The organism is Microbispora sp. ZYX-F-249 (assembly GCF_039649665.1).
In the GTDB taxonomy this organism is placed as follows: Bacteria; Actinomycetota; Actinomycetes; order Streptosporangiales; family Streptosporangiaceae; genus Microbispora; species Microbispora maris.
Genome location: NZ_JBDJAW010000008.1, coordinates 69,693 through 94,595, shown reverse-complemented (window position 1 = coordinate 94,595; position 24,903 = coordinate 69,693). Strand labels below are relative to the sequence as shown.

Annotated in this window: 18 protein-coding genes; 14 read left to right on the top strand and 4 right to left on the bottom strand. The window is 71.4% G+C overall.

The features are described from left to right. Window positions 1-50: 50 nt before the first annotated feature. Window positions 51-287, bottom strand: a complete 237-nt coding sequence (locus tag AAH991_RS12530; RefSeq protein WP_346225949.1) for a hypothetical protein — start codon at window positions 285-287, stop codon at window positions 51-53. A 137-nt stretch (window positions 288-424) separates the two neighbouring features. Here AAH991_RS12530 and AAH991_RS12525 point away from each other — a divergent pair, with 137 nt between their 5' ends. The 5 genes from AAH991_RS12525 (at window position 425) to AAH991_RS12505 (ending at window position 8,855) form a co-directional block, all read left to right on the top strand. Then, a complete protein-coding gene (locus tag AAH991_RS12525) occupies window positions 425-2,728 on the top strand; it encodes a TIM-barrel domain-containing protein (RefSeq protein WP_346225948.1) in 2,304 nt (767 codons plus the stop codon). 23 nt (window positions 2,729-2,751) lie between these two features. After that, complete coding sequence (locus tag AAH991_RS12520; RefSeq protein ID WP_346225947.1) at window positions 2,752-4,071, top strand: ABC transporter substrate-binding protein; 1,320 nt, start codon at window positions 2,752-2,754, stop codon at window positions 4,069-4,071. A gap of 73 nt (window positions 4,072-4,144) precedes the next feature. Next, window positions 4,145-5,047, top strand: a complete 903-nt coding sequence (locus tag AAH991_RS12515) for a carbohydrate ABC transporter permease (RefSeq protein ID WP_346225946.1) — start codon at window positions 4,145-4,147, stop codon at window positions 5,045-5,047. Then, window positions 5,044-5,883 carry a carbohydrate ABC transporter permease gene (locus AAH991_RS12510; RefSeq protein WP_346225945.1) on the top strand — a complete coding sequence of 280 codons (840 nt, stop codon included), beginning with the start codon at window positions 5,044-5,046 and terminating at the stop codon, window positions 5,881-5,883. The genes AAH991_RS12515 and AAH991_RS12510 overlap by 4 nt, the downstream gene beginning before the upstream one ends. A 41-nt stretch (window positions 5,884-5,924) precedes the next feature. After that, on the top strand, window positions 5,925-8,855 hold the full coding sequence (locus AAH991_RS12505) for a glycoside hydrolase family 3 protein (RefSeq protein ID WP_346225944.1): 2,931 nt from the start codon (window positions 5,925-5,927) through the stop codon (window positions 8,853-8,855). Between the two features lie 63 nt (window positions 8,856-8,918). Here AAH991_RS12505 and AAH991_RS12500 read toward each other — a convergent pair whose 3' ends face one another. Beyond that, window positions 8,919-9,242 carry a DUF1330 domain-containing protein gene (locus tag AAH991_RS12500; RefSeq protein WP_346225943.1) on the bottom strand — a complete coding sequence of 108 codons (324 nt, stop codon included), beginning with the start codon at window positions 9,240-9,242 and terminating at the stop codon, window positions 8,919-8,921. A gap of 342 nt (window positions 9,243-9,584) precedes the next feature. Between AAH991_RS12500 and AAH991_RS12495 the strand changes: the two genes are divergently transcribed. From AAH991_RS12495 to AAH991_RS12480, 4 genes are all read left to right on the top strand, one after another. Then, window positions 9,585-11,096: a serine/threonine-protein kinase gene (locus tag AAH991_RS12495; RefSeq protein WP_346225942.1), complete on the top strand. Its 1,512-nt coding sequence runs from the start codon at window positions 9,585-9,587 to the stop codon at window positions 11,094-11,096. Window positions 11,097-11,098: 2 nt separating this feature from the next. Continuing rightward, window positions 11,099-12,484, top strand: a complete 1,386-nt coding sequence (locus AAH991_RS12490) for a serine/threonine-protein kinase (RefSeq protein WP_346225941.1) — start codon at window positions 11,099-11,101, stop codon at window positions 12,482-12,484. Between the two features lie 799 nt (window positions 12,485-13,283). Next, window positions 13,284-14,663 carry a hypothetical protein gene (locus AAH991_RS12485; RefSeq protein ID WP_346225940.1) on the top strand — a complete coding sequence of 460 codons (1,380 nt, stop codon included), beginning with the start codon at window positions 13,284-13,286 and terminating at the stop codon, window positions 14,661-14,663. Window positions 14,664-14,728: 65 nt separating this feature from the next. Beyond that, entirely contained in the window at window positions 14,729-14,983 is a 255-nt protein-coding gene (locus tag AAH991_RS12480) for a metallothionein (protein WP_346225939.1), read from the top strand. 15 nt (window positions 14,984-14,998) lie between these two features. On the opposite strand, the gene AAH991_RS12475 is transcribed toward AAH991_RS12480, so the two are convergent. Beyond that, window positions 14,999-15,346, bottom strand: coding sequence for a peptidylprolyl isomerase (locus AAH991_RS12475; RefSeq protein ID WP_346225938.1), 348 nt, complete (start codon window positions 15,344-15,346; stop codon window positions 14,999-15,001). 73 nt (window positions 15,347-15,419) lie between these two features. Then, complete coding sequence (locus AAH991_RS12470; RefSeq protein WP_346225937.1) at window positions 15,420-16,604, bottom strand: cytochrome P450; 1,185 nt, start codon at window positions 16,602-16,604, stop codon at window positions 15,420-15,422. Window positions 16,605-17,102: 498 nt separating this feature from the next. Here AAH991_RS12470 and AAH991_RS12465 point away from each other — a divergent pair, with 498 nt between their 5' ends. The 5 genes from AAH991_RS12465 (at window position 17,103) to AAH991_RS12445 (ending at window position 24,841) form a co-directional block, all read left to right on the top strand. Then, a complete protein-coding gene (locus AAH991_RS12465) occupies window positions 17,103-18,314 on the top strand; it encodes an ROK family protein (RefSeq protein WP_346225936.1) in 1,212 nt (403 codons plus the stop codon). 208 nt (window positions 18,315-18,522) lie between these two features. Beyond that, on the top strand, window positions 18,523-19,446 hold the full coding sequence (locus tag AAH991_RS12460; protein WP_346225935.1) for a hypothetical protein: 924 nt from the start codon (window positions 18,523-18,525) through the stop codon (window positions 19,444-19,446). Between the two features lie 312 nt (window positions 19,447-19,758). Further along, a complete protein-coding gene (locus AAH991_RS12455; protein WP_346225934.1) occupies window positions 19,759-22,563 on the top strand; it encodes a glycoside hydrolase family 3 C-terminal domain-containing protein in 2,805 nt (934 codons plus the stop codon). Further along, entirely contained in the window at window positions 22,554-23,561 is a 1,008-nt protein-coding gene (locus AAH991_RS12450; RefSeq protein ID WP_346226078.1) for a LacI family DNA-binding transcriptional regulator, read from the top strand. The genes AAH991_RS12455 and AAH991_RS12450 overlap by 10 nt, the downstream gene beginning before the upstream one ends. Next, entirely contained in the window at window positions 23,558-24,841 is a 1,284-nt protein-coding gene (locus AAH991_RS12445; protein ID WP_346225933.1) for a GH1 family beta-glucosidase, read from the top strand. The genes AAH991_RS12450 and AAH991_RS12445 overlap by 4 nt, the downstream gene beginning before the upstream one ends. The last annotated feature ends 62 nt before the right edge of the window (window positions 24,842-24,903 follow it).

The window sequence follows — 24,903 nt, the reverse complement described above, 5'->3', positions numbered from 1 at the left end:
CAATCACACGCGGTTAGCGCAAATGGCGGCGATTGACGGCATTAAAGCGCTCAGGGCTCGGGGATGGCTTCCCATTCGCGGCAGGGGCTGAGCGGGTGGTGCTGGTAGATCACGCCGACGGCGGGGTGGGGCCAGCCGAGGATGACGGCCTCGCGGTCCGTGTGCGGAACCGGCTCGCCGAGGTCGGCGGCGGTGACGGGCTGGCCTCCGGGGCCGCAGACGCACTCGGGGCTGCCCTCGTGGTCGATCACGTCGTCGAGCGGCATCACATGCACGAACCTGTCCATCTCACCTACCTTGTCGCGGGATTGCGGTCACATTACCTCAAACAGGCATTAATCGGAATAATTTGGACAAATCCGGAGCGAGTTCGACCCATTGACCTTTGTTGGGATGGACGGCAAACTAACTCCACAATCGCCGGATGAGCCGATGGAGTGCCGCAATGCCGTACCGTCCCCCATTGATCGCGCGCGAGTTCTTCGTGGCGGATCCTCCCGAGCTTCCGGTACGCGAGCCGGGCGAGGCGGGCCTGTCCGCGCTGACCAGCGCGGAGGTGGTGGCCTCCGACGGCCGGGGCGTGACGCTCAAGGGCTCCACCTCGGCCGAGGAGACGCTCGTCGTGCAGATCACGGTCGCGGGTGAGGGGGTGATCCGGGTGCGCCTGTCGGAGGATCCCGACGCGCGCACCCGGTCCGCCCGCGCGATCTCCATGGTCACCCCGGGGGAGTACGGCGAGGCCGTCGTGGAGGCGAGCCACAGCCGCGTGATCGTCGACGCGGGATCGCTGCGGGCCGAGGTGCGGCTGAACCCGTGGAACCTGCGCTTCACCGACCGGGCGGGCCGCACGCTGGTGGAGCAGGACCCGGGTCACCCCGACATCAGCGGCCGGCTGCGCACGCTGCCGTTCGGCCGCTCCGCCGTCGACGGCGCCCCCGTCGCCTATCACGACACGTTCGTGGCCCCCGCCGACGAGGCGTTCGGCGGCTTCGGCGAGTCGTTCACGCCGCTCGACAAGCGCGGCCAGCGCCCGCTCATGTGGAACTTCGACGCCTTCGGCGCCGAGTCGCAGCGCGCGTACAAGAACGTGCCCTTCTACCTGTCCAGCAGGGGATACGGCATCTGCGTCGACAGCGGCACACCGGTCGAGTTCGACGTGTGCCAGTCCACGCACAGCGCCGTGCAGATCATCGTGCCCGACGACCTCATCGACTACTACGTCATCGCGGGACCGGCCCCGGCGGAGGTCCTGGACCGGTTCGACCGGCTGACCTGCCGGCCGCAGCTGCCGCCGAAGTGGGCGTTCGGCACCTGGATCTCCTCGGGCTTCTTCCGCGACAGCCAGGAGCGCGTGCTGGAGCGCGCCAGGAAGATCAGGGAGCGGGGGATCCCCTGCGACGTGCTCCACCTCGACTGCTACTGGCAGGCCGACGGGCACTGGTCCGACCTCCAGTGGGACCCGGAGACGTTCCCCGACCCGGTGGGCATGCTCGCCACGCTCAAGGAGCAGGGCTTCAAGGTCTGCCTGTGGATGAACTCCTACGTCTCGCACCTCAGCCCGGCCTTCGCCGAGGCCTCGGAGAAGGGCTACTTCCTCAGGACGCGCGACGGCGAGACCTACGTCGCCGACACCTGGCACGGCTCCTACCCGGCCTGCGGCATCGTCGACTTCACCAACCCCGAGGCGGCCGAGTGGTTCAAGGGCCTGCTGCGCGACCGCCTGCGTGAGGGCGTGGCGGCGTTCAAGACGGACTTCGCCGAGGGGGTCCCCGCCGACGCCGTGGCCTTCAACGGCATGACCGGCACCGAGCTGCACAACGTCTACACGCTGCTGTTCAACGACATCGTGGCGGAGGTGACCCGCGAGGTGAACGGACACGAGCTGGTCTGGGCCCGCTCGTCCTACCTCGGCGGCCAGCGTCACTCGGCCCAGTGGAGCGGCGACGTCGACACGACCTACTCCGCGATGGGCAGCACGATCAGGGGCGGGCTGTCGCACGGCCTGTCCGGCATCCCCTTCTGGAGCCACGACGCGGGCGGCTTCACCGGCACGCCCAGCCCGGACCTCTACATCCGCTGGTCGCAGTTCGCCGCGCTGTCCCCGCTGGTCCGGTTCCACGGCACGACCACCCGGGAGCCCTGGGAGTTCCCGGCGCACGCCGAGCGGGCCGCCGTCGAGGCCCTGCGGCTGCGCTACCGGCTCATGCCGTACATCTACTCGGCGGCCGTCACCGCGGCCGAGACGGGCGCGCCGATGCTGCGCGCGCTGTGCGTCGACCACCCGGACGACCCGGTGGCCTGGCAGGCGGACCTGCAGTACCTTCTCGGCACCGACCTGCTCGTCGCCCCGATGACCGCCGCCGACGGCACCAGGAAGGTCTACCTGCCCTCGGGGGTGTGGGTGGACTACTGGACCGGTGAGGCCGTGGACGGCGGACGTTACGTCACGGTGTCGCCGCCGCTCGACCAGATCCCCCTGTTCGTACGGCACGGCTCGCTGATCCCGGTCACCGAGCCGGGCGACACGGTGGCCGACGAGCCCCGGGTCTCGCTGCTCGCCTTCGGCGTGCCGGAGCGCGAGAGCCGTACGACGATCAGGGACCTGGACGGGGACACGACGGTCACGGCGGTGCGGGACGGCGACCGGCTGGTCGTCACCGCCGAGGGCCCCAAGCAGATCGACGGCGTCGAGTTCGTTGGCCCCGGCGTCCCGGTCGTCATCAACTAGACAAACCCCCCTGGAGAAACACCATGTTCAGAGTAGGCAGGAGCGCGGCGGTGGCGGCACTGGCCGCGGCCGCACTGGCGCTCGGCGCGTGCGGTGGATCCTCTGACGATTCCAATAGCGGCGGCAGCGGCGGCTCCGCGGAGGGCAGGACCCTCACCCTCTGGCACTACGAGACCGGCAACAGCGCCATGGGCACCGCCTGGGCTCAGGCGATCAAGGATTTCGAGGCGAGCCATCCCGGCGTCACGGTGAAGTTCGAGGAGAAGGGCTTCGAGCAGATCCAGAAGACGGCGTCTATGGTCCTCAACTCCGACGAGGCGCCCGACATCATGGAGTACAACAAGGGCAACGCGACGGCCGGTCAGCTGTCCAAGCAGGGCCTGCTCACCGACCTGTCGGAGGAGGCCACCAAACGCGGCTGGGACAAGCTGCTCAGCCCGTCGCTGCAGACCACGGCCAAATATGACGAGCGGGGCATCATGGGCTCGGGCAAGTGGTTCGGCGTGCCGAACTACGGCGAGTACGTGATGGTCTACTACAACAAGGACATGTTCGAGAAGGCGGGCGTCAAGGTGCCCACCAGCTTCGACGAGTTCACCGCGGCGCTCGACGCGTTCGCGAAGAAGGGCACCACGCCGATCGCGACGGCGGGCGCCGAGTACCCCGCCCAGCAGCTGTTCTACCTGCTCGCGCTGAACAAGGCCAACCGTGCCTGGATCGACTCCTTCGAGCTCTACAAGGGCAAGGTCGACTTCCACGGTCCCGAGTTCACCTACGCCGCGCAGACCATCTCCGACTGGGTGAAGAAGGGGTACATCGGCAAGGACTCGGCCGGCATGAAGGCCGAGGACATGGGCGTGGCGTTCATCGGCGGCAAGTACCCGATCATGGTGTCGGGCAGCTGGTGGTTCGGACGCCTGCAGGAGGAGATCAAGGACTTCAAGTGGGGCTCGTTCCTGTGGCCCGGCCAGTTCGCCCCCGGCTCCAGCGGCAACATCTGGGTCGTGCCGGAGAAGTCCGAGAACAAGGACCTCGCCTACGACTTCATCGACATCACGATGAAGAAGGAGATCCAGAACCTGCTCGGCAACTCGGGCGGCGTCCCGGTCGCGGCCGACCCCACCGCGATCACCGACGCGCAGAACAAGGAGCTCATCGAGAACTTCAACAAGCTCTCGACGCAGGACGGCCTGGCCTTCTACCCTGACTGGCCCGCCCCCGGCTACTACGACGTGCTCGTCGCCGGCGTACAGGAACTGATCAACGGCAGCAAGAAGCCCGAGGAGGTCCTGGACGAGATCGCCCAGCCGTACAACGACAACCTGGCCGACATCGCCGAGTAACCCTCCCCGACTCCGGCGGCGGGGCTGCCTGACCGGCCTCCGCCGCCGGACCCCTTCTCGAAAGGCTCCGCACATGGCACCACCCGGCGCGGGTACCGCCCGCCCGCGCGGGAGGGGCGGCTACTGGCTCTACCTGGTTCCGAGCCTGGTGCTGTTCCTCGCGATCATCGTCGTCCCGTTCCTGATGAACCTCGCGACGAGCTTCACCCGCTGGTCCGGCGTCGGCACTCCCAAGTGGATCGGGCTCGACAACTACACGAAGCTGTTCAAGGACGAGCGTTTCTGGGCCTCCTTCCAGCACAACGTCGCGCTGATCGTCGCGATGGCCGTGGTGCCCACGATCATCGGTCTGGTGCTCGCCGCCGCGCTGTTCGACTACATCGCCAAGCGCTTCGGCGGGCGTACGGCCTCGGCCCTGCGCGCGGCGTTCTACCTCCCGCAGGTGCTGCCCGTCGCGGTGGCCGGCGTGGTCTGGGGCTGGATGCTCCACCCGTCGTACGGCGCGGTCAACCAGATCTTCGGGCTGAAGGTCAACTGGCTGGGCGACCCCGATTTCGCGCTGGCGACGGTCATGGCGATCATGGTGTGGTTCCAGCTCGGGTACCCGGTCGTCATCTTCATGGCCGGGCTCCAGCGGGTCGACCCCTCGTTGTACGAGGCGGCCGAGATCGACGGGGCCTCGTGGTGGCGCAGGTTCTGGCACATCACGATCGCGCAGATCCGGCCGGAGATCTTCGTGGTCCTGCTGACCTGCACGATCGCGGCGCTGAAGGTGTTCGGGCCGATCTTCGTGCTGACCAGGGGAGGGCCCGGCTCCGCGACCATGGTGCCGTCGTACTTCTCCTATCTGAACTTCTTCCAGAAGGTCAACGTCGGGTACGGCTCGGCGATCGCGACCGTGCTCGCCCTGATCATCCTCGTGGTGACCTTCCTCTTCCTGCGGGTGCAGGAGCGTGACCAGGAGAGTGAGTCGTGACCCCCGATCGCACCATCCGCCAGCCGGGACGATGGGCTGTGCTCGCGGCGCTGGTCGTGCTCGCGGTCGTGATGCTGTTCCCGTTCGTCATCGTCACGCTCAACGCGGTGAAGTCCCCGGCCGAATACTCCTCGGGCGGCCCGCTGAGCCTGCCCCACGGGCTCTACCTGGACGGAATCGCCGCCTTCTGGGACCGCGTCGACTTCGGCCTGAAGCTGTGGAACAGCCTCCTGATCAGCGGTGTCGTCGCGGTCGCCGCCGTGGTGCTGTCGGTGCTCAACGCGTACGCGCTGGGGATCGGCAAGGTGCGCGGGCGGCTGTGGATCCTGGTGGTCTTCCTGGTCGCCAACACGCTGCCGCAGGAAGCGCTGGTCTACCCGCTCTACTTCCTGGCGAAGAAGGCGGGGCTGTACGACTCGAAGCTCGCCGTCATCCTGATCTTCACGGTGATCCAGGCGGCCTTCGGGACCTACCTGCTCTCGTCGGTGCTCGGGCAGTTCCCCCGCGCAATCCTGGAGGCGGCCGAGATCGACGGCGCGAGCAGGTGGCGGATGCTGTGGCGCATCGTCGTGCCCATCAGCCGCCCGACCCTCTCGGTGCTGCTCATCTTCTTCTTCATCTGGACGTGGAACGAGTTCTTCCTGCCGTTGGTGTTCCTCATCGACAACGACAACCAGACCGTGCCGGTCGCCCTGGCCAGCCTGCAGGGCGAGAAGATGATGGACGCCACCACGACCAGCGCGTCCGCGCTGCTCGGCATCGTCCCGGCCGTGGCCTTCTTCCTGATCTTCCAGCGCACGCTGACCCGTGGCGTCACGGTCGGCGCCATCAAGTAACACCCCCCAAGTAACGCGTCACTACCTGACCTGGAGGCGCAATGTCCCATCGCCGTTCGGCGATGCTGTCCGCGTCGGCCGCCCTGGCCCTGGCACTGAGCCTGGGCGCCGGCCCCGCGAGGGCGGCCGACGACTATCGGTTCCGGAACCCGTCGCTGCCGCTCGCGCAGCGCGTCGACGACCTGCTCGGCCGGCTCACGCCGGACGAGAAGATCGCGATGCTGCACCAGTACGCCCCCGCGATAGACCGCCTCGGCATCAAGATGTTCAAGACGGGCACCGAGGCGCTGCACGGCGTCGCCTGGTCGACCGACCACACGAACAACGGCGCCGTGGTCACCGCCAAGGGCACCGTCTTCCCCCAGGCGGTCGGCCTGGCCAGCACCTGGGACCCCGCTCTGATCAAGCGGGTCGGCTCCGCCGTCGGCGACGAGGCCCGCGGCTACCACGCCGAGAACCCCACCGTGTGGGGGCTCAACCTCTGGGCGCCCGTGGTCAACCTGCTGCGCGACCCCCGCTGGGGACGCAACGAGGAGGGCTACTCCGAGGACCCCCTGCTGACCGGCGCCATCTCCACCGCGTACGGCTCGGGCATGGTGGGCGACGACCCCGACCACCTGAAGACGGCGCCCACGCTGAAGCACTACCTGGCCAACAACAACGAGGTCAACCGCGACACCACGTCGTCGGAGCTGCCGCCGCGGGTGAAGCACGAGTACGACGAGGCGGCCTTCAAACCGGCCATCGAGGCCGACGCGGCGACCGGCGTGATGGCGTCGTACAACCTCGTCAACGGCCGGCCGAACACGGTCAACCCCGATCTGGACGGCGTGGTCCGCTCCTGGACGGACCGGACGCTGTTCAACGTCTCCGACGCCTGGGCGCCGAACAACCTCGTGCAGACCGAGAAGTACTACGCGACCCAGCCCGAGGCGGCCGCCGCGCTGATCAAGGCGGGCCTCGACAGCTTCACCGTGGACGACACCAACGGCGGCCCGACGGTCGCGTCCGTCAAGGAGGCGCTGTCGAAGGGCCTGCTGAGCCAGTCGGACGTGGACGACGCGGTCCGGCACCAGCTCAGCGTCCGGTTCCGGCTCGGCGAGTTCGACCCCGACGGCGGGCCGTACGCGAGGATCACCAAGGACGTGGTCAACAGCCCGGCGAACCAGAAGCTGGCCCGTGAGACCGCGGCCAAGGCGATGGTGCTGCTGAAGAACTCCGGCGGCGCGCTGCCGCTGAAGCCCGGCAGGAAGGTCGCCGTGGTCGGCCCGCTGGCCGACGTGCTCTACACCGACTGGTACTCGGGCAGCCTGCCGTACAAGGTGACCCCGCTCGACGGGATCAAGGAGCGGGCGGCGTCGGTGACCTCGTCGGAGGGCGTCGACCGCATCGCGCTGAAGGACGTCGCCACGGGGAAGTACATCAGCGCGCCCGCGGCCGGCGGCGACCTGAAGGAGAGCGCGACCTCGGCCGGCGTCACCGAGCAGTTCGACGCGTTCGACTGGGGTCAGGGCGTGCTGACGCTGCGCAGCGTCGCCAACGGCAAGTACGTCAGCCGGGCCAACTGGGCGACGCTGGCCAACACCGCCGAGCAGCCGTCCGGCTGGTTCGTGCAGGAGCAGTTCAAGCTGGAGCGGCAGGCCGACGGCACGTACCTGCTGCGGTACGCCGGCTACGAGACGTCCGAGAGCTGGTTCGGGTCGGACACCTACGTCAAGGCGTCGTCCGACGGCACGCTGAGCCTGACCTCCGCCGACCAGGCCACGCACTACGCCAAGGAGGTCGTCTCCAGCGGCGCCGACGACGCCGTCGCCAAGGCCAAGGCCGCCGACGTGGCGGTCGTCGTGGTCGGCAGCATGCCGTTCATCAACGGCCGCGAGGCCCACGACCGCACCGACATGAACCTCGCCGAGGGCCAGGAGGCGCTGGTCAAGGCCGTGAAGGCGGCCAACCCGAACACGGTGGTGGTGCTGGAGAACAGCTACCCGACCACGATCAACTGGGCGCAGGACAACGTCCCGGCCATCCTGTGGACCACCCACGCGGGCGCCGAGACCGGGCACGCCCTCGCCGACGTGCTGTACGGCGACGTCAACCCGGCCGGCCGGCTCACCCAGACGTGGTACCGCTCTGCGGACGAGCTGCCGGGCATCCTCGACTACGACATCGTCAAGAAGGACCGGACGTACCTGTACTACCAGGGCAGGCCGCTCTACCCGTTCGGCTACGGCCTGTCGTACACGTCGTTCGCCTACCAGGGCCTCAAGGCGGTGCGGAAGGGCGACGCGTACGAGGTCTCGGTGAAGGTGACCAACACCGGCTCCCGGGCCGGCGACGAGGTCGTGCAGCTCTACACGCATCAGCACCGCTCGCGGGTGAAGCAGCCGGTCAAGCAGCTCCGCGCGTTCCAGCGGGTGACGCTGGCGCCGGGGCAGACCAGGACGGTCGCCTTCAGCGTCGCAAAGAGCGACCTCGCGCTGTGGGACGTCACTCGCAACAAGTGGACCGTCGAGAACGCCACCCACGACGTGCTCGTGGGGTCGTCCTCGGCGAACATCCGGCAGCGGGCGACGATCAACGTGCAGGGCGAGAACATCCCCCACCGCGACCTGTCGAAGACCACCCGGGCGGTCGACTTCGACGACTACTCGGGCATCCACCTGGTCGACGAGACCAAGGAGCGCGGCGACGCCGTGGCGGGCGCGAGCGGCGGCTGGATCGCGTTCAAGGACGTCCAGCTCCGCAACTCCAGGAACGTGACGGCCGGGGTCGCCTCGGCGGGCGGCGGGACGATCGAGGTGCGCCTCGGCTCGCCGACCGGCGCCAAGGTGGGCACGATCCCGGTCGCCGCGACCGGCGGGATCTACAACTGGGCCACCGCGGCCGCGCCCCTGTCCGGGGCGAACGGCGTGAAGGACGTCTACCTCGTCTTCACCGGCGATCTCCGGATCAAGGACCTCACCCTGAGCTGAGGCCCTGCGAGGACGGCGGACGCCCCGCGCGCACGCGCGGGGCGTTCCCCGTCCCGGGGGTGGTCAGCCCGCCAGCACGTCCGTCGCCTTGTGGTCCTCGTCCACACCCTCGATGAGCACGGCGTCGCCGGAGGAGTTCCCGGTGCGCAGCGGGAGGATCTCCTGGTAGGCGGGCGACCGGTACCACGCCCTCGCCCTGCCGAGGTCGGGGAACTCGATGACGATGAGGGTGTGCGTCCAGGCGCCCTCCAGCACCTCGGGCTCGCCGCCGTGGATGATGAAACGGCCGCCGAACGGCTCCAGCGTGGCGTCGATGCGCCGCAGGTACTCCACGATGTCATCGCCGAGGTTGACGTCGCGGAGCTGGGCGACGGCGTAGGCAGTCATGGTTCCTCCCGTGATCGCGTGCGGCCGGGTGCGGGGCCCCGGGCGGGGCCCGTCCTCCCGTGGTCCCGAGCATCCCGCGGACGGGTCGCGAAGACGATGACGTGAGAGGTAATCGGCTTGCCGTACCGGTCGGCCGGGACGTCCGGGTGTGTTCCGGCAGTGCCGGTCAACCAGGCGAACAGCCGGACAGGCCGGCGATGTCAACCCGCCGGGGTGCCTCGTGAAGCGCCTCGTCCCCGTCGCGGGGCGATCCCTCTCCGGACGCCTCCAATATGCGTCGGTCAGGACGACCGTGCCGGGTTTCGTCGGGCGATCAATCACGCTTTCGCTATTCTCCCCCATATGGCCGAATCGCTGAGGGGGACGCTGGCCTCGCGATACCACCTCCTGCGCCCGCTGGGCTCCGGCGGCATGGGCACGGTGTGGCTGGCCAGAGACTCCGTGCTCGACCGCGAGGTGGCGATCAAGGAACTTCGCATCCCGGACGGCCTCGGCGACCGCGAGCGGGCCGAGCTGGTCGCCAGGGTCATGCGCGAGGCGGAGGTCACCGCGCGTGTCCGGCATCCCGGGATCGTCGCCCTCCACGACGTGCTCCTCCAGGACGGCAGGCCGTGGATCGTCATGGAACTGCTCCACGGCCACGACCTCGCCCGGCAGATCGCGACGTACGGGCCGCTTCCGTACCGGCAGGTGGCGGACCTCGGCGCCCGCCTGCTCGACGCGCTGTCGGCCACGCACGCCGGGGGCGTGCAGCACCGTGACGTCAAGCCGGGCAACGTCTTCCTCTGTGCCGACGGCCGGGTGCTGCTCACGGATTTCGGCATCGCCCGCCAGGCCGGCCAGGCGTCGATCACCGAGGCCGGGCTGCTGGTCGGCTCGCCCGGGTTCATCGCGCCGGAACGGCTCGCGGGCGAGCCCGGCGGCCCGGCCGCCGACCTGTGGTCGCTCGCCGCCACGCTCTACACGGCCGTCGAAGGCGTCGCTCCGTACCAGGGCCCGCGTGCGGAGGTCATCCGGGCGACCCTCACCCAGGCCGCCCGTCCGCCGGTGCTCGCGGGGCCGCTCGGGCCGGTGCTGGCGTGGATGATGGCGCGCGACCCGGCCGGTCGTCCGGACGCGGCGACCGCGCTCACGCTGCTGCGCCAGGTCGCCGCCGGCGGCACGCCGTCGGTGGACCACGGGCCGGGCATCCGGGTCGAACCCCCGCCGCGCCGCCGGCGGACGTGGTGGTGGATCGGCGCCGCGGCCGCCGTCGTGGTGGCCGCCGCGGTTCCCCTGACGGCGCAGCTGCTGAGGAGTGAGCCGCCGGGCGATTCCACCCGCCGGGTCTCACCGGCTTTCGAGCGTGCCGTGGACCTGTGCCGGTCGCTGTCGGCCGGCCAGGTGCGGCGCATCCTGGGCGCCCCGGCGCAGGCGCGGCCGGGGGAGGCGAGCTGCCAGTGGGCCGTGACGGGCGCCGGCATCGCGCTGAGCGCGGAGACCGACTCCGACACCCCCGAGCCGTGGGCGCTCGACACGGCCGCCGCGCACACGCTCCTGGAGGGGCTGCGCAGGCAGTACGCGTCGGGTCCGCGTGACCGCGACTGGATCTGGTACGAGATCGGCCTCGACCGCAGGAGCCAGGCCATCGAGTCGGCCGCCAGGGACGTGCCGGAGGCGGCCGACGAGGCGTTCGCGGTGGACCTCACCACGCCGGAGGGTAAGGCGCAGGCCACGGTCGTGTACTTCAGGCTCGGCGACCTCGTGGCCCGGCTCCAGTACGCCGACCTCGACGCGAAGTCGCCCGCCGACCTGCGCGACCGGGCGGTCGCGGCGGCGGCGTCGGCGGCCGAGGGCCTGAGGGGGCTGGCCTAGCCGTGGATCTGCTCGCCGGACGGTACCGGCTCGCCGAACCGCTGGGTGAGGGCGGCGGCGGCACGGTCTGGCGTGCCCACGACGAACTGCTGCGCCGGGAGGTGGCGATCAAGCAGGTGCGCGTCCCGCCCGGTCTGGACGACCGGGAGCGCGCCGGTTTTCTCGGCAGGGCCGTCGAGGAGGCCCGGGCGGCCGGGCGGCTCACCCACCCGGCCATCGTGACGGTCCACGACGTCGTCGGGCACGCCGGGCAGCCGTGGATCGTCATGGACCTGGTGCCGGGCCGCTCCCTCGACAAGATCATCCGAGAGGACGGGCCGCTTCCCTCCGAGCGGGTGGCCGAGATCGGCCTGGCCGTGCTCGACGCGCTGGAGGCGGCCCACTCCCGGGGCATCCTGCACCGCGACGTGAAGCCGGCCAACGTGCTCATCGGGCCGGACGGCCGCGCCCTGCTCACCGACTTCGGCATCGCCGCGCCCGTGGGCGGCGCCGGCGGCTCCTGGCAGAGCTCGGCGGGGTCGCCCAACTACATGGCCCCGGAACGGTTCCGGGACGAGCCCGACGGCCCGCCCTCCGACCTGTGGTCGCTGGGCGCCACGCTCTACACCGCCGTCGAGGGGGAGCCGCCCTTCCACCGGAACATGGCCGCCGCGCTCGTCGCCGCCGTTCTGCTCCACGAGCCCCGGCCGGTGACCCGGGCCTCGCGGGTGCTCGCGTGGATCGTGCTCGCGCTGCTCGACAAGGACCCGGCGCGGCGTCCGCCGCCCGACGTCGTACGGCAGGCGCTGCAGGCCGCCGCCGCGCCGCCGGTGCCCGCCGCACGGCCCGCGCGGACGTGGCGGCTCGTCGCCGTGGCGGCCCTGGTCGTCGTCGCCGGCCTGGCGGCGGGCCTGGGCGCCTGGCTGCTGGTGTCCGGGGGGCGGGACGGCTCCGCGCGGTTCGCCGCGCTCCCGGACGCCTGCCGCAGCCTGACCGAGGCCCAGATCCGCGACCTCATCGGCGCCGCGCCACGCGGGGAACCCGCCGCCGAGGGGCGGTGCGAGTGGAAAGAGCACACCACCGGCCGTGAAGGGGCGATCACGGTGACCTACCGGCTGCCCGCCGAAGGGGAGGACGAGGCGGCGGCCTCCCGCGACCTCGCGGCGGAGCGGGCCACCCGGGCCGCCCAGTGCGCCGCGGCGCGCGACCGGCCCGGGATCGCCGACGAGGCCTTCACCTGTGACTCCTCCGACCCCGCCACCGGTGCCACCGGGGCCACGGTCTGGTTCCGCCTCAGCAATCTCATCGTCGAGGTCGCCTATCGGCGTGCCGGTGACCCCTCGGTCACCCCGGCCGACCGGCACACCGCCGAGCGCGCCGCCGAACTCGTCGGCATCGGGCTCGGGTGACCTCCCGACCGTAGGAGACGATATGACCAGCGGTGACGACGCACCCGTCGAGCCCGGCGGGCCCCCTCCCCAGGACCGCCCCCGGCAGGGCGTGCCGCCGTACCCGCCCCCGTACGGCCCGCCCCCCGGTGCTCAACCCGGTGCCCAGCAGGGTGCCCCCTACGGTCGGCAACAGCCGGGTGCCCAACCTGGCGTCCCATACGGTCAGCAACAGCACGGTGCCCAGCCGGGCGCTCCGTACGGTCAGCAACAGCCCGGTGCCCAGCCGGGCGCTCCGTATGGTCCGCCGCCGGGTGCCCAGCCCGGTGCCTCGTACGGTCAGCAACAGCCCGGCGCTCAGCCCGGTGCTCCGTATGGTCCGCAGTCTCAGCCCGGCGGATATCCGGGTGCCGTGCCCGGGGGGCAGCCCGCCCCGCAGCCCGGCTTCGGCGGGTACCCCGGTGCCCAGGCCGGTGCCCAGGCCGGTCCGCCGTCGCCGCCCGGACCGTACCCCGGTCCTCAGCCCGGTCCGTACCCCGGTCCTCAGCCCGGTCCGTACCCCGGTCCTCAGCCCGGTCCGTACCCCGGGCAGCAGCCCGGTCCGTACCCGGGACAGCAGCCTGCCGGGTACCCGGGCACGCCGGGCGGGCAGGCCGCTCCGCAGTCCAGCCCGCAGTCCACACCGCCATCCGGACCGCAGGCGCAGCCCGGTCAGTACTCCGGCCCCTACTCGAGCCCGTACCCCGGCCAGAGCGGTCAGGACGCGCGGCAGGGGCAGGGCTGGCAGCCCGCGACGCCGCCCCCGCCGGAGCTGTGGCAGATGCCGACCCAGCCGTCCGCCCCGGCGCGGCGGGGATGGGTGCTGCCGGTGACGGCGGTCGTCGCCGTACTGGCGGTGGCCGGGGGCACGTTCGCGTTCATGTCGATACGCCAGACGGGGACGACGCCCGGCGCGGCGGGTTCGCCGGCGCCGTCGCAGGCCGCGAAGTCGGCGTCGGCCGTCCCGCAGGCGGCCGGCGCCGACGTGTGCGCCATGCTCGATCCGGACGACGCCGAGCGCCTCGTGCCGCAGGCCAAGGTCGACTCCTCGACGAACGACAACCGGAGCGACAGCATCGTCAGCTATGTCCGCTACACCTGTGGCTGGGTCAACCGGGACATCTCCTACAAGGACGTCACCCGTAGCCGCGAGATCACGGTGCACGTGTCCAAGTACGAGGCGATCGGAACGACCACCGCGGAGAAGTCGGCGCGGATCCAGTACGACGGCGAGCTCAGGCAGTACAAGTACCAGGCGACCATCTCGAACAAGGAGCGTTACTACTCGGCGGCCAAGGAGTACCCGGGGATCGGCGAGCAGGCGGCCGCGCAGTACCACTGGACGCGGGAGAGCGACAAGTACTGGTACTCCTTCGGCCAGGGAGTCGGGCGGATCGGCGACGTGGTCTTCCAGGTGAAGTACGAGGCGAGCCAGAAGAAGAAGGAGGCGGACCTCTTCTCCAACGAGACCACCCAGTCGATCACCGAGGAGAACGCCCTGCGCGAGGTGAAGGGCCTTCTGACGCAGGTAGCGCGATCGGTGGCCGCCTGGCGGGACGGCAAGCCGCTGCCGTACCACGCGCGCCCGAAGCCGAGCCCGACGCCGTCGCCCTCGCCCACCCGGATCCCGCTGCCGAAGGCCTGCGTGAGCCTCGAGTCGCTGGCCGCCACCCTGGTGCCGAAGACCGAGGGCGCGGCCGTGCGGGGCAAGGAGGGCAACTCGACCGTCACCCAGTGCCAGTGGTGGAACGACAAGCTGCCGCTCGGCGGCGGCAAGGTCCGCTGGCGGAACCTCCGTGTCGCCGTCCACAGCTTCTGGGACGCCGAATCCGCTCGTTATTACCTCATCGACCAGCGTTCGAAGACCAAGTTCACGGCGAGCAGCGAGATCGGCGGCATCCGGTGGGGCAAGGTCGAGAAACTGACCGGTTTCGGGCAGGAGGCGTTCGGCCAGGCGATCCGGCAGCGCACCGACACGGCCCAGGGCAACCGCTACGAGATCTACGCGCTGGACGGCAAGAACGTCATCTGGGTGCTGCTGTCCGGCAGCGACCGGCCGGAGAACACACCGATCAACGCGCCCGATTCCGTGCTGATGGACCCGAAGGAGGCCGAGGACGGGGCCAAGTCCGTGGCCAAAGCCCTGCTCGACGCACTATGAGGCGGTGTTCGTCCAGGATTGGGCGGGTACTTCCCCCCTCGACCGCGAGTCGACGGGGGGAAACCATGGCTACCTGTGAAGTCTGCGGCAACGACTACGACATGGCCTTCGAGGTGCACAGCCAGGGCGCGGTGCACGTGTTCGACAGCTTCGAGTGCGCCATCACCCGGATGGCACCCGTGTGCGAGCACTGCGGGTGCCGGATCGTGGGCCACGGCGCCGAGTACGACGGCCGCTGGTTCTGCTGCGCGCACTGTGCGCGCGAGGAGGGCGCGACCAGGATCACCGACAGGGAGGTCACGACCGCCGGCATGCGGTAGCCGTACCGGCGGCGGTCAGGACTCGAAGGCGACGAGGCGGATGATGAGGAAGTGCCCGCCTTCGGGTTTGGGCGGCAGCGTGGTGCCCGGCACGGCCTCGAACACCTCCGGGTGCTCATCCCGGGTCACCACGCCGAACAGGTCGTCCGGCAGGGCCACGCCTTGTGCGAGCGCACGCCGCGCCGCGGCGTAGAAGCTGCCGCCCGCCTCCAGGTCCGCGGCGACCGCCTCCGCCGCCGACCGGCTGGGCACCGTGATGCGGGCCACCCGCGCCCGCTCCGGGCGTGCCGTACGCGCGCGCAGGTAATCCTCGATCTCCCAAATGAGCAGCTCGCCGAGATAATGCGAGACGTCCTTGTCCATGGCGTCCATACTGGTGCGTCCCGTTTGATGCGGACTTGCACTCCGCTTGTCCCGCGTCATCGATCCGTGGGCGTCATCCCGCCGAGGTGACGTGCAGGGCGACGGGCCGCAGGACAAGGCCGTCTGTCCATGCCACCGACTCGGGTGAGGTGGCCAGGCGGAGGGCGGGCCGCCGGATGACCAGGGCTCTGATCGCCTCGGTGAGCTCGACCCTGGCGAGGCTGGCGGCCAGGCAGCGGTGCGGGCCGTAACCGAACGCCACATGCGGGTTGGGCGGATGGCCGGTGAAACGGTGGATGTCGAACCGGCCGGGCTCGGGAAACGCCTGCGGATCGTGGTTGGCCGCGTTCAGGTTCGGCATGACGACCGTCCCCGCGCTCAGCGAGCCGCCGGACAGCTCGGTGTCCTCCGTGATGCGGCGCATGAACGCGCTGGCGGGCGGCCCGTCGAAGCGCAGGATCTCCTCGACGGCGGTGGCCGTCAGGGCCGGATCCGCGACCAGCTCGTCCCACTGGTCGCGGTGGAGGAGCAACCGGAACACACCACGGGCGATCATCGAGGCGGTCGTCTCGTACCCGGCCGTGATGAGGGAGAAGACGGTGTTGACGAGCTCGCCCTCCGACAGCCGGTCATCGGCGTCCCTGGCCTGGATGAGCAGGTCGATGAGGTCCTCGCCCGGTTCGAGGCGATGCTGGGCGACCAGTTCGGCGGCGTAGGCCATGAAGTCGGTGTAGCCCTCGTGACGCGCCTGCTCGGTGGCCGTGGACGTGGTCAGGAACATGTCCGTCCACCGGACGAACTGCGCGTAGTGGTCCATCGGCACCCCGAGCATCGCGCAGATGACATTGGCCGGCAGTCGCAGCGCGCATCCCCCGACCACGTCGAAGTCGTCGCCCAGGCCGTCGAGGAGGTCCCGGGCGATCCGCGCGATGCGGGGGCGCCACGGTTCGATCCGGCGCGGGGTGAAGGTGCCGTGCATGATCCGGCGGTAGCGCGTGTGCTCCGGCGGATCCTGGTTGATGAGCGCGTCCGGGTCGTCGTCGATGCCGACGCCGCTCACGAAGCGCGGCAGCCCGGGAAGGCGCAGATTACGGCTGGACGTGGGTGAGGCCAGCAGTGCGCGCACGTCCTCGTACCGGACGGCCATCGGCACGCGGTCGCCACTTGGCATGGTCGCCGGCTCCAACGGCCCCGACTCCCGTCTGCGGGCGAACTCCGGCGGCGGAGTGGCGAGCGGCCCCGGCACGACGTCCGGCACAGAATTCAGCCCAATCCCGTTCGAATCCGGCTCGGTGCTCAATGCAACCCCTTCCGGTTCGGGACGCCCGGAGGACGGCCTAGGCGGAACGTACGAAATGCCGCACCGCCCGTCAACAGGGGTAGGTGCCGGCCATCGCCGACGATTTCGGCCGGCTCATCGAGGACGCCGGCGAACTCCCGCTCGGGAAGGACCGCGATGCGCCGGTGCCGCTCGGGGCGAGGCGCAAGGGCCGAGTACGGCCGGAGGCCGGCCCGTGACGTGCCCCTGGATTCCGCATGCCACTCCACGGTAGGCTTTAGTTAGTTCCATAGCCAAACAAACGTCGGAGGAGCGAGTGCCACCAGGTTACCCGGGAGGCGCTGGGGCCGGTGGCCGGTGCCACGCCGGACGCGGCGCGGCCCGCGCGCCCGTCCGTGCCTCGATCCTGGCCGCGGATGTCGTGTCAAATTGCTCGCAATTGCGGCATGATGAGCCCGAGCGGGAACGGGGCGGACATTGATCACATCGCACAACGGGCCACAGCCGGCCGACTTCACCGACGTACGCGCGACCAACCTCGCCGTCGTGCTGCGGTTCGTGCGGGAGAACGCGCCCTGCTCGCGCGCCGACATCGCCGCCTCGACGGGCCTCAACAAGGCCACCGTGTCCAGCCTGGTCGCCGACCTCATCGACCGGCGTCTGCTGCGCGAGACCGGCCTGACCGAGCACCGCGTCGGCCGGCCCGCCACCATGCTCGTCCTGGACGGCTCGCCGTACGCGGCGATCGGCATCGAGGTCAACGTCGACTACATCACGGCGGTCGCGGTGGACCTCAAGGGCGAGGAACTGCTGAACTGGCGGCGCTCCTTCCCCGGCGGGACCTCCAGCGCGGGCCAGGCGGTCGTCGCGATGGCCGCGCTCGCCCGGCGGGTCGTCAGCAGGATGACCAAGGAGGCCCGCCAGGTGCTCGGCCTGACCGTGGCCGTCCCGGGGCTGGTGGACGTCAACGGCGCCGTACGGGTCGCACCCAACCTGGGCTGGCACGACGCGGACCTGGCCGGCGACCTCACCAAGGCGCTGCGCGACCCGGGCTTCCCCGTCCTGGTCGACAACGACGCCAACCTCGCCGCCCTCGCCGAGCACCGGTTCGGGCCCCACCGCAACGCCGCCAACCTCGTCTACGTGACCGGCGAGGTGGGCGTGGGCGCGGGCATCGTCATGGACGGCAGGCTCAGGCGAGGCGGGCAGGGCTACAGCGGCGAGATCGGCCACATCGAGCTCGACCCCGCCGGGCCCACCTGCCGGTGCGGCCGGCGCGGCTGCCTGGAGGCCGTCGCCGGGATCGGTGCGATCCTCGCCCGCACGGCGCCCGACGCCTCGCCGTCCGAGCTGGAACTCGAGATCGACGAGGTCGTGCGGCGCGCCCGCAACGGCGAGCCCGAAATCCTCGCGCTGCTGGAGGACGTGGGGCGCCACCTCGGCAGGGGAATGGCCGCCGTGGCCAACATGCTCAACCCCGAGGTCGTGATCCTCGGGGGCTACTACGTGCCGCTGGCGCCCTGGCTCGTCGCGTGCGCGGAGGAGGAGATGTACGGCAGGGTGCTCGCTCCCGGCGGGGGCGGCTGCCGGCTCGAGGTGTCGACGCTCGGGTACGGCGCCGCGGCGCTCGGGGCGGCCGCGCGGGTGCTCGACTCGGTCGACTCCGGCCGCCTGCCCGCGCAGCGCTGACCGCCGCCGGGAAGCGTCCGCCGGGAAGCGTCCGCCCGGCGGGGAAGCGCCCGCCCGGGCGGGGAGCACCCGCCGGGCGGGAAACGGGCGCCGGAGCCATGCGCCGGACGCGGGGTCCGGCGCGGTGGCCGATGCCGATATGGGATGCCCGCGAACCGGGCCGGGAAACGACGCGTCGAACATCGGCAACCTCAACGAATGGGACACGATGAAGACTCGCCTGCTCTGCGCCGCCGCGCTCTCCACCGCGCTCTCCGCCGTGCTCGCGGGCGCGCCGGCCGCCCCCGCGGCCGCCGCCCCGGCCGGAGCCTCCGCCGCGCCCAAGCCCCTTGCCGGGGTCGCCGTCTACCTCTCCTACGGCAAGGGCTTCCCGATCACCCGGTACGAGCCCGGCAAGGGCTTCTCGAAGCTCGGCGTCATGCCGATGACGGGTCAGTTCTCCGCGTCCCCGGACGGCACGAAGGTCGCCTGGATCACGGACCGCGGCGAGGTCCGTGTCGGCAGCGGCAGCACGGCGACGACCGTGGCCAAGGGCGCCGCGGCCGGGTTCCCGTGCGGCACCCCGGTCTGGTCGCCGGACTCCCGGTCGGTGGCGTACGTGAACAAGGGCAACTCCGACGCCGGGCCGGTCTCGATCGTCGGCGCGGACGGCAGGGGCGCCCGGAAGGCGGGCACCACCCTCGGGATCTGCCACCTCGCGTGGTCGGCGGACGGCCGCTACCTCGCCGGCTACGCGGGGACGACCAGGGGCGTGTACCGCCTCGACGTGAAGACCGGCAAGGCGGTCAAGGTGAAGGGCGTCGACCTCGCCAACCACGTGCAGAGCCTGTCGCCCGACGGCGCCAAGGTGGTCGTGGCGCCGCTGTCGCGCACCGCGCCCGCGGGCGACGGCTCCTGGCCCGGCGGCTTCCGCCCGGCCGTGGTCGACGTCGCCACCGGCAAGAAGAGCGCGATCCCGGTGAAGGGCTCGCTCATCGGGGCCTTCTACCTGCGGGACGGCCGCCTGGTCGTCCGGGTCGCCGGACGCACCGCCAACACCCTCGTCGTGCTCGACAAGAACGGCAGGCAGCTGCAGAGCCTGACCGAGCCGGCCGCGGCCAGGCGTCAGGCGCTGCTGCAGATCGTCCGCTGACCGGGGACTCCCGGGGCATCCGAGGGCGGGCGCGGACCGGCGGGTCCGCGCCCGCCCTGTTGCGTACGCCCCCGCGTATGGCCGGGATGACATCGGGGCGGAACCGGCGCGACGAGAGGTCTTGACCTGAGCCGAGGATGCGGGCAATCTTCCGGATGAGTCCGGATTTACACACCGGAAACTCGCGGTAACCCTTTCGAAGCGCTTCGACGGCGGCGCTTCCCCAACCGAACAGCGGATCCTCGCGACGCCCTTTGGGCGCGTTTTTCGGCAGGTCATCGAAGCGCTTCGACGCGAAGGGTAACTCTCCAGATGAACGAACCGGCTCAAGACCCGGCATTCCGGAACCCCGCGCTGTCTCCCGCCGACCGGGTGGACGACCTGCTGGGCAGGCTCACACTCGACGAGAAGATCGGCCTGCTGCACCAGTACCAGGCGCCCGTGGAACGGCTCGGCCTGCGGCCCTTCCGCACCGGCACCGAGGCCCTGCACGGCCTGGCCTGGCACGGCCCGGCCACCGTGTTCCCCCAGGCCATCGGGCTGGCGAGCACCTGGAACCCCGACCTGGTCCGCCGAGTGGGGGACGCGACCGGCGACGAGGTCATGGCCTTCCACCACAAGGATCCGCAGAGCGTGGGCCGCAACGTCTGGGCGCCGGTGGTCAACCCGCTGCGGGACCCGCGCTGGGGCCGCAACGAGGAGGGCTACTCGGAGGACCCCTGGCTCACCGGCGTCATGGGCACGGCCTACGCGAGCGGCCTGCGCGGCGGTCACGAGGTGCTGAAGACGGCGCCCACGCTGAAGCACTTCCTCGGCTACAACAACGAGACCGACCGGTGCGTGACCTCCAGCGGCCTGCCGCCGCGGGTGCTGCACGAGTACGAGCTCAGGGCGTTCCGCCCGGCGCTGCGGGCGGGAGCCGCGGTGGCCGTGATGCCGTCGTACAACCTCGTCAACGGCCGGCCGGCCCACCTGTCGCCGCTGATCGGCAGCCACCTGCGGGCCTGGGCCCCCGACGACATCCTCGTGGTCAGCGACGCGTACGCGCCGGGCAACCTCGCCGGGATGCAGGGCTACCACAAGGACCTGCCCCAGGCGTACGCGCACGCGATCAAGGCCGGGCTGGACAGCTTCACCCAGGACGGCGCCGACAGCGCCGCCACCTTGGGCCACGTCAGGACCGCGCTCGACCGCGGCCTGCTGAGCGAGGCCGACATCGACGCCGCCGCCCGGCACGCGCTGTCGATCCGGGTGCGCCTGGGCGAGTTCGACCCCGCCACGCCGTACGACGACATCACCCACGACATGGTCAACAGCCCGGAGCACCGGCGGCTCGCGCGGGAGGCGGCCCGGCAGTCGATCACGCTGCTGAAGAACGACGGCCTGCTGCCGCTGGCCGCCCCGCGCACGGTCGCGGTGATCGGCCCGCTGGCCGGCGTCCTGTTCGAGGACTGGTACAGCGGCACGCTGCCGTACCAGGTGACGGCCCTGGCGGGCCTCGCCGAGCGGTGCGAGACCGTCTACTGCGAGGGCGTCGACCGGGTGGCGCTGCGCACCGAGGGCGGGTACGTCGGCGCGTCCGCCGACCCCGCGGGCGGGCCGCTGCTCGTGGGGAGCGAGCGGTCCTGCTTCGACGTGTTCGACTGGGGCGGCGGCGCGTTCGCGTTCCGGTCCTGCGCCAACGGGCGGCACGTGTCGGCGGGGGAGGACGGCGTGCTGGTCAACGACCAGCCGGGCCCGAACGGCTGGGAGGTGCGCCAGACCTTCCGGATCGAGGAGCGCCCGAGGGGCGTCGTGCTGCGCAACATCTCCTCCGGCAGGTACGTCACCGTGGCGGACGGGGTCGTCCGCACCACCGACGACCCCGACGCCGCGGCCGTGCTGGCCGTGGAGCCGGTCGAGAGCGGCGCTGCCCGCGCGGCGGAGGCGGCGGCCGGCGCCGACGCCGCGGTCGTCGTGCTCGGCGACCACCCGCTGGTGAACGGCCGCGAGACCGAGGACCGCGCGACGCTGGCGCTGCCCGAGCGGCAGGAGGCCCTGCTGAAGGCCGTCCACGCGGCCAACCCGGCCACCGTGCTGGTGATCTCCAGCGGCTACCCCTTCGCGGTCGGCTGGGCGCAGGAGCACCTGCCCGCGATCCTCTGGTCGTCGCACGGCGGTCAGGAGTACGGCCACGCGCTCGCCGGCGTGCTGCTCGGCGACGACGACCCGGGCGGCCGCCTCACCCAGACGTGGTACCGCTCGGCCGCCGAACTGCCCGACCTGCTCGACTACGACATCATCGCCTCCGACGCCACCTACCTCTACTACCGCGGCCGGCCGCTCTACCCGTTCGGGCACGGCCTGAGCTACACCCGCTTCGCGTACTCCGGCCTGGAACTGTCGTCGGCGGAGGTCGCCGAGGGCGAGACGCTGACCGTCAGCGTGACCGTGACGAACACGGGCGAGCGCGCGGGGGAGGAGGTCGTGCAGTTCTACACCCACCAGCGGCGCTCGCGGGTGAAGCAGCCGCTGCGCCAGCTGCGCGGCTTCGCCAAGGTGCGGCTCACGCCGGGCGAGAGCCGTACGGTGTCGGTGGACGTGCCGGTCGGCGACCTGGCCTTCTGGGACGTGACGCGGGGCAGGTTCGTGGTCGAGGACGCCGCGCACACGGTGCAGGTGGGCGCCTCGTCGGGGGACATCCGCCTGTGCGCGCCGGTTCGGGTGCGGGGCGAGCGCATCCCGCCGCGGGACCTGACCGCGGGGCCACTGGACGCGGCCGACCACGACGAGTACGACGGTGTGGTGCTGTGCGACGCCGCGCTCGACGCCGGGGACGCGGTGCGCTCCACGTCCCCGGGATCGTGGATCGCCTTCCGCGACTGTGATTTCGGCCGGGGGGAGCTGTCGGCCTGCGTGCTGGCGGTGTCGAGCGACGAGGGCGGGGTGGTCACGCTGCGGCTCGACGATCCCCTGACCGGCGAGGTCGCCGGCGCGGTCAGCGTCCCGCCCACGGTCACCCGGCATGATTTCGTCGAGGTGAGCACCCCTCTGGCGGGAGCGGCCGGAGTGCGCGATCTTTATGTGGTGTACGAGAGCGAGGGGGTCACGGTGAACGCGCTGGGGTTCTGCCCGTGAGGACCGTGACGATCGCCGACGTCGCCAAGCACGCGGGGGTCGCCGTCTCCACGGTGTCGTACGTGCTGAGCGGCAAGCGGGCGATCTCGGCGACCACGCGGCAGCGGGTCCTGGACAGCGTGCGTGCGCTCGGTTACCACCCCAACGCCGGCGCCCGCGCCCTGGCCAGCAAGCGCGCGAAGGTCATCGCGCTGGTGCTGCCGCTGCGGGCCGGCATGAACCTGCCGGTCCTCATGCAGTTCGCGACCTCGGTCGTCACCACGGCCCGGCAGTACGACCACGACGTGCTCCTGATGACGGCCGACGAGGGAGCGGACGGGCTGCACCGGGTGGCGGCCAGCGCGCTGGTCGACGGGCTGCTGCTGATGGACGTGGAGATCCACGACCCCCGCGTGCCGCTGCTGCGCAAGCTCGCCGAGCCGAGCGTGCTGATCGGTTTCCCGGCCGACCCCGAAGGGCTGACCTGCGTCGACCTCGACTTCGCCCGGGCCGGGGCGCTGTGCGCCGACCACCTGGCCGACCTCGGGCATCGCGAGATCGCGCTGCTCGGCGCGCCCCGCGTGGTCTACGAGCGCGGCACGGGCTTCGCCGAGCGGACGATGGCGGGCTTCGTCGAAGCGGCCCGGCGGCACGGCCTGGAGGCCGACGCGCGGCCCTGCGAGGAGTCGTTCGACGAGGTCCACGCCGCCGTGAAGCTGCTGCTCGACGAGCGGCCTCGGCTGTCCGGGCTCGTCGTGCACAACGAGGCGGCCGCCGGCCATGTGCTGGGGGCGTTGCGGATCCTCGGCAGGCGGGTGCCCGAGGACGTCTCGGTGGTGGCGATCTGCCCGGACGACATCGCCGAGCGGGCCAGCCCCGCGCTGACCTCCGTGCTCATTCCCGCCGAGGACGTCGGCAGACAGGCGGTCCGGCTGCTCATGGCCAAGCTGGAGGGCCAGGCCGTACCGGAGTCGACGCTCCTCGAACCTCGGCTGACGATTCGCGAAAGTTCACGATGACCTCATTCCCCGACGGCTTCCTGTGGGGCGCCGCCACCGCGTCGTACCAGATCGAGGGCGCGGTGCGCGCCGACGGCCGCGTCCCCTCGATCTGGGACACCTTCTCCCACACTCCCGGCATGGTCGTGGACGGGCACACCGGCGACGTGGCCTGCGACCACTACAACCGCTATCTCGAGGACGTCGAGATCATGGCGTGGCTGGGACTGAAGGCGTACCGGTTCTCGGTGGCCTGGCCGCGCCTGGCCGACCTGAGCTTCTACGACCGGCTCGTCGACGCCCTGCTCGACAGGGGGATCGCGCCCGTCGCGACGCTCTACCACTGGGACCTGCCGCAGACGCTGCAGGACGAGGGCGGCTGGGCCAACCGCGACACCGCCTACCGGTTCGCCGACTACGCCGCCGCCGTGCACAAGCGCCTCGGCGACCGCGTCGCCACCTGGACGACGCTCAACGAGCCCTGGGTGTCGGCGTTCGTGGGGTACGCCTCGGGCCGGCACGCGCCCGGCGTGACCGACCCGGCCGCCGCGTTCACCGCCGCCCACCACCTGATGCTCGCGCACGGCCTCGGCGTGCAGGCGCTGCGGGCGGGAGGCGCGGAGTCGGTCTCGCTGACGCTGAACCTGACGCCGATCCTCGGCGACGCCGAGCCGGCCCGCCTGATCGACGGGCTGGCGAACCGGCTCTTCCTCGACCCCGTGCTGCGCGGCGAGTACCCCGCCGACGTCCTCGCCCACCTGGAACGTTTCACCGGGGTCGACCTGGACGACCTGCCCACCATCGCGCAGCCGATCGACGTGCTCGGCGTGAACTACTACACGGTCAACCGCGTCGTCGCCGACCCCTCGTCCGAGGGGCATCCGGAGTATCCCGGCAGCGAGGGCATCGCCTGGGAGGACCCGCACGGCCCGGTCACCGAGATGGACTGGGAGATCAACCCGGCCGGGCTGGAGGATCTGCTCGTACGGCTGTCGCGGGACTACCCCGGGACGCCTTTGATGATCACCGAGAACGGGGCCGCCCTGCCCGACGGGGTGGCCGACCCCGGCCGGATCGCCTACCTCGACGCCCACTTCCGCGCCGCCCGGTCGGCCATGGACCGCGGCGCCGACCTGCGTGGCTACTTCGTGTGGTCGCTGCTGGACAACTTCGAGTGGGCCCGGGGCTACGACAAGCGGTTCGGGCTCGTCCGCGTCGACTACGAGACGCTGGAGCGCACGCCCCGCGACAGCGCCAGGTGGTACCGCGAGGTGATCGCCCGGAACGGCCTCGCCGGCTGAGACCGCTCCACCCGCGTCCCGGCGGGGACCGCACCGGTCCCCGCCGGCGACCGGGCCGCTCA